The sequence below is a fragment of the Microbacterium sp. HMWF026 genome (assembly GCF_003061325.1).
In the GTDB taxonomy this organism is placed as follows: domain Bacteria; phylum Actinomycetota; class Actinomycetes; order Actinomycetales; family Microbacteriaceae; genus Microbacterium; species Microbacterium testaceum_E.
Genome location: NZ_QAJB01000442.1, coordinates 1 through 2,275 on the forward strand (window position 1 = coordinate 1; position 2,275 = coordinate 2,275).

The following is a 2,275-nucleotide window of genomic DNA, read 5'->3' on the forward strand; positions in this document are numbered from 1 at the left end:
GGGTCGGGGCGGAGGGCGCCCCGCGACGTTGGATGGGAGACACCGCCGGTCCCGGCGGTCACCGCGTCCGACGGAAGGACCCCCATGAGCGACGCTTCGATCGACCCGACCCCCGACGCGACCACCCCCGCGGCCGACGTGGGCATCGCGGGCGTGCAGCCGTTGCGCGACGGCGACACCTCCATCGAGCCGGATCCCGCGCTCGACCCCGCTCAGGCGGAATGGGATGCCACGACCGCCCTCGACGAGGGCGCCGACCCGGACGACATCAACCCCGCGACCGCGACGGGGGCCGACCCGGCCGAGATCGCCGACGGCGAGACCGAGATCCCGTTCGAGGACCTGCACCCCGAGTCCACGGGCACGGACTCGCAGGGCGAGGACCCCGGCGTCGTCGAGCTCGGCGAAGAGGGACAGGGCGATCTCGCCCCCGAGGACATCTGACGCTGTCCCGACGCCCCGCGTCCCCGTGAAGGGGGGCGGGGCGTCGCCGCGTGCGCGCGACGCGGTCGAGCGTGCGGCCGCATCTTGGGATCGTTCCGGTTCCGTTGCGCTCACCTGCGCCTCACGCACCCTCGGTCGCCCGTCGGAGCCGACGTAGCGGGGTGGCCGCCCGTTTCATCCGACGGCCGGCGTAGGGCACTCCGCCGCGCAGGCGCAGCGCCACAGCGATCCAGATGGTCACCGCACGCTCGGCGACCCAGAGGGGAGCCCACAGGGCGGCGGACGGGGAGAAGACGTCGCGACCGTGGTCGCGGCGTCGCCCGATCTCGGCGGCGACGATGCTTGCGCCGAAGAGCAGACACAGGATGCCGGGCCGGCGCCGCAGCGCGAACATCGCCGGCGCGAGGGCGAGCTCTCCCCCCATCCGCATCGGCTGGGCGAGGCTGTCGTACGCCTGGCGGACGCGCTGACCGAGGAACTGCCGTGCTGTCGGGGGCCGGCGCGGGACGAACAGGTCGGGCCGGCGGCGCACTCGACCGCCGCGTGCGCGGACCGTCCTTTCCATCTCGAGGTTCTCGAAGAGGGTCTCCACGTCGTACCCGCCCGCGAGGATCGACCGGCGCACCGCGTACGTCCCCGGGTAGTCGTTCCGCGCGCAGCGGTTCACGAGTGACCTCGCGGTGTCCCAGCGGGCATGCCACGGACCCGGAACGAAGACGTTCTGCGGGACGACGAGATCGGCATCCCGCAATCCCGACACGAGCGCGATGAGGCTGGACCTGTCGTGGCGCACGTCGTCGTCGGCGATGACGACCCGTTCATGCCGGGCCAGGGCGAGACCGCTGACCACACCGCACGCTTTGCCGTTGCCCCGGCGCGACGCGGGAGCGACCTGGCGTACCCGCGGGGGAAAGGCCGCGGCGTGCGCGGCGAACCGGGCGTGCTCGGAGCCGTCCACGACCGTCACGTCGATCCAGCGCACGACCTCGTCGAGGTACGACGCGAGGTCGTCGAGGTCGCGGTCGTCGTCCCAGCGCAGCGGCAGGACGTACTCGGCGTCCAGGCGCATCGCTCCGACTCCTCAGGCATCCGTGCGGAAGCCCGACGCCTTGTGCGTCCCGTCGCACAGCGGCTTGATCGTCGACAGTCCGCAGCGGCACAGGGCGACCGTCCGGCGGGCGCGCGGCAGCTCGGCGCCGTCGTCGGTCACGACGCGGGCGTCGCCGCGTAGCAGGAGGGGACCGTCGGGGTAGGCGGTCACTGTCACCCGGTCGTCGCTCATCGCTCGTCCTCGGTGCGCAGCGACGACTGCCCGCGCGACCAGCGGTCGAGCATGTGACGTCCGACGCGGTCGTCGACCTCGAGGCAGGCGGCGGCTCCGAAGACGATGTCGGCGAGCAAGTCGGGCCTGTCCTCGGCGAGGGCTCCCGCCAGATCGCGGCCGGCGATCTGCTCATGCACGGCGTCGGCTTCGACGTGCTCGTCGAAGTATTCGCAGACGTCGTCGCCGAACCCGAGGCGCCGCAGCCCCTCGGCGTAGAGGCGGTTCGGGATCGACGAGGTCATCTCGAAGGCGGCGAGGTGTCCCACGATCGCGCCCAAAAGTCGACGGTTGAGCCCGAACATCGACATCGTGTTGTGCGAGGCCAGCGTGACGGCGGGCACGTCGTCGATGTAGGCGCCGTAGGTGTCGGTGAGGCCCGCGGCGCGCACCGCCCGCGCGAAGAGGGCCGCGTGCATCCGCTCGGGTCGGCCGGCGCCGTACTCGTCGGACTGGATCTCGACGAGGGCGGCCTTGGGACGACCGGTGAGGCGGGGGATCGCCCACGAG

The 2,275-nt window shown here is 72.8% G+C and carries 4 protein-coding genes; 1 reads left to right on the top strand and 3 read right to left on the bottom strand.

Annotated features, from left to right (window positions below):
* The first annotated feature begins 84 nt into the window (after positions 1-84).
* The gene (locus DBR36_RS16050; RefSeq protein WP_108320705.1) at positions 85-444 is read left to right on the top strand and encodes a sugar ABC transporter ATPase; all 360 of its coding nucleotides are present in this window, start codon (positions 85-87) and stop codon (positions 442-444) included.
* 121 nt (positions 445-565) lie between these two features.
* On the opposite strand, the gene DBR36_RS16055 is transcribed toward DBR36_RS16050, so the two are convergent.
* From DBR36_RS16055 to DBR36_RS18675, 3 genes are all read right to left on the bottom strand, one after another.
* Positions 566-1,513 carry a glycosyltransferase gene (locus DBR36_RS16055; RefSeq protein WP_108320706.1) on the bottom strand — a complete coding sequence of 316 codons (948 nt, stop codon included), beginning with the start codon at positions 1,511-1,513 and terminating at the stop codon, positions 566-568.
* 12 nt (positions 1,514-1,525) lie between these two features.
* Positions 1,526-1,726: a CDGSH iron-sulfur domain-containing protein gene (locus DBR36_RS16060; RefSeq protein ID WP_108320707.1), complete on the bottom strand. Its 201-nt coding sequence runs from the start codon at positions 1,724-1,726 to the stop codon at positions 1,526-1,528.
* Positions 1,723-2,275, bottom strand: a 553-nt coding sequence (locus DBR36_RS18675; RefSeq protein ID WP_258222929.1) for an iron-containing redox enzyme family protein, incomplete at its 5' end; no start/stop codon positions are given. The genes DBR36_RS18675 and DBR36_RS16060, both read right to left, overlap by 4 nt.

Excerpts from the sequence above, each read along its gene's own strand:
- DBR36_RS16060 (WP_108320707.1), bottom strand. The coding sequence starts at position 1,726 with ATGAGCGACGACCGGGTGACAGTGACCGCCTACCCCGACGGTCCCCTC.
- DBR36_RS16050 (WP_108320705.1), top strand. The coding sequence starts at position 85 with ATGAGCGACGCTTCGATCGACCCGACCCCCGACGCGACCACCCCCGCG.
- DBR36_RS16055 (WP_108320706.1), bottom strand. The coding sequence starts at position 1,513 with ATGCGCCTGGACGCCGAGTACGTCCTGCCGCTGCGCTGGGACGACGAC.